Genomic DNA, 2,847 nt, shown 5'->3' on the forward strand with positions numbered 1-2,847 from the left:
CGGCTGGCCCACGTCGCCGAGCGCCTGCTCGCGAAGGCCCCGTCGGAGCGGTTCCAGCTGGCGGAGCACGTCGCCGACTCCGGCATGGTCAAGGTCAGCGGAATGCCCCGCGCCGCCGCGACGAAGGCCAGGGCGATGCCGGTGTTGCCGCTGGTGGGTTCCACCAGCTCCTTGCCCGGACCCAGCAGGCCGCGCTGTTCGGCGTCCCACACCATGGCGGCGCCAATCCGGCACTTCACGGAATAGGCGGGGTTGCGGCCCTCGATCTTCGCCAGCACCGTGGCCGGGGCGCCGTCGGTGACGCGGTTGAGCTTGACCAAGGGCGTCCGGCCAATGGAGAGGGAATTGTCTTCGAACCAATGGGTCATGTGTGTCTCCTGATGAATAAAGCCATAAAAAAAGCCAGCGGTTTCTATTTTGAACTCACTGGCTCCCGCTTGTCTGGTCGGCTCCGAGTATAAATTGAGCGCTCATGTTGGGAAATTGGTGAGGGTCGGCATTCGTGCAATGTAGCAGGCGGGCTTTATTCTCCAAAAGAATGAATAGCCATCAGCCCATACGCGATGGTTATTAAATGGGGGGCGGCTCTTTCGCAAGCACAAGCGCCCGCCGTCCTCATCAAACCAGCCCGATCCGCAATGGCCCGCAGGGGCCACACGCGAGAACCCGGCCCATTGGTCAATCTCTCGACAACTTAGCCCACCCCCTTACACCGCTGGACTTAAGCCGGTTTTCCACAGGAATTTGCACAGAATTTGTGGATAACTTGGGCGCCATCCAGCCAGCCAGATTCATACGATGGGCGCAGCGCCGCGGAACCCATCATGCCACCCGGCCCGTAGCGATGAGTTCCGCGGGTCCCACCCATCCCATGGCCTTATTCACTCAAGGTCGTTATTTGATTTGCTTAATAACGCATTGCCGCCGTTTTCCCCGGTCGCTATAAGTAAGCCCATCCATCCACTGGACGTTCATCGCTCAGCGATGTCGTGCCCCGCCGGGACGTTTTTACACAAGCCTCGGGGAGTCTTTATAAGCATCCTCAAACACACCCGCCGTCTCGCCCTGGCACTGCTGCTGGCGTCCCCGTCCGTCTGGGCGGACATCACCGCGTTCGCGGCGGCGAGCCTCACCAACGCCTTGACCGACATCGACAAAAGCTTCGAGAAGGCCCACAAGGTTCCGGTGAAGCTGTCCTTCGCCTCGTCCTCGGCCTCGGCCTTGGCGAATGTCCCAATGCGGTTAAAATCATGCCCCCTAGACGTACCCGGACTTTTACCCGACAGCCACCGACGTGAACGCCCACCCGCCGACCTTGCCCGACCTCCACGAACTGGCCCTGCTGCGCGGCTGGATCCGTGGCCTACCGTTCCTGACACTGGCCGAATTGTACCTGCCCGGCGCACCCCCCTCCGAGGCCAAGCACCGGGTGGAGGCACTGATCGAGACATTGTCCAGCCGCGCCCGGCGGGCCGCTCGACCAGACCTGGCGGACGCCCTGACCGGCGAGCGACGGGCCTCCGAGCCATGGCAGCGGGCCGCCGAGCGGGCCATCGAAGCCATTACCCGCCTGCCGGAACCCCATCCCGGCTTGGCCGATCCGGTGGACCGCTGGCTGCCGCCACGGGTCGCCTTGCCCCTGTCCCGGGCCGGATTGGGAACGCTGGGTTCGGTATCGAAGGCGGGGACCGTGGCCGATTGGTGGCGGGATGTGCCCCGGCTGGGCGAAGCCGGGGCGGACCTGGTGCGCCAATTGTTCACCGACAGCCCGGACCTGGAGCCGCTTCAGGAGGCGGAAGTCCTGGGTCCGCCGCCCACCGGGATGACGCCACGGGAGCCAAGCTCGGATTTGGCGCCGCTGGAATGCTTCCGCCTGCCGCCCGGCCTGGATGGCCGGGACCGGGCCAACCGGGCGCCGCCGGGTCATCTGCGGATCGTCGCCGCCACGGATGACGAGGCGGTCCGGTCCTGGCTGGCGCAATGGCCGACGGACGGCGCCACTTGGCGGGCCTATCGACGGGAAGCGGAGCGCTGCCTGTTGTGGAGCGCGCTGGAACGGCGCAAGTCGCTGTCGGCCCTGACGGTGGACGACGCCGTGGCCTACCGGGCCTTCCTGCGCGATCCCCAGCCCCGGACCCGCTGGGTGGGACCGCTGGCGTCCCGGAACTCGCCGGATTGGCGCCCGTTCCAAGATGGCCTGTCGGAGCGCAGCGCCCATCACGCGGAGACCGTGCTGCGGGGGCTGTTCGGCTGGCTGCGCGAGGTGGGCTATCTGGCTTGGTCGCCCTACGCGGGATTGCGGCGGGCGCGGCGGCAGGAGGAATTGGGGGTGGGCAAGGCGCTGAGCGAACGGGAGCTGGCCTGGTTGTTCCGGTTCGTGGCATCGCGGCTGGATACGGACGCCGCCGCGCGCCATGCCCGCTTCGCGTTGCGGCTGGCCTACGCCACGGGATTAAGAATCAGCAACTTGGCCGCCGCCACGCTTGGCGACCTGGAGCGGCGGGAAGGCCGCGACGGGGCCGGGCCGCAGTGGTGGCTGCACGCTCGGGTGAAAGGGGACAAGCCCCACCGGGTGCCGATAACGGCGTTGATCCCGGAGCTTCGGGACTATCTGGCGGCGCGGGGCCACGAGGCACCGCTGGAAGGCTTGGACCCGGACCTGCCGCTGATTGGCAAGCGTCGCCGGGTCCGCACCGCACGCGGCTACCGGGAAGAGCCATACAGCCCGTCGGGGCTGCACGATTTGTTGAAGTCATTCTTCGAGGCGGCGGGCGCGGCCCTGGCCATCGACGATCCCCTGGGGGGCGAGCGGCTGCGGCGGGCCACCACCCACGCGCTGCGCCACAC

General features: G+C 66.8%; 2 protein-coding genes. One reads left to right on the plus strand and one right to left on the minus strand.

Going from position 1 to position 2,847, the window contains the following annotated elements:
- Window positions 1-368: pyridoxal-phosphate dependent enzyme (locus ACXWUF_RS21530; protein ID WP_458496579.1), on the minus strand; the 368-nt coding region annotated here is incomplete at its 3' end.
- A gap of 926 nt (window positions 369-1,294) precedes the next feature.
- On the opposite strand from ACXWUF_RS21530, the gene ACXWUF_RS21535 reads away from it, so the two are divergent.
- The coding region (locus ACXWUF_RS21535; protein ID WP_458496580.1) for a phage integrase family protein at window positions 1,295-2,847 on the plus strand (1,553 nt) is incomplete at its 3' end.

The sequence above is a fragment of the Methylomagnum sp. genome, from assembly GCF_054333355.1.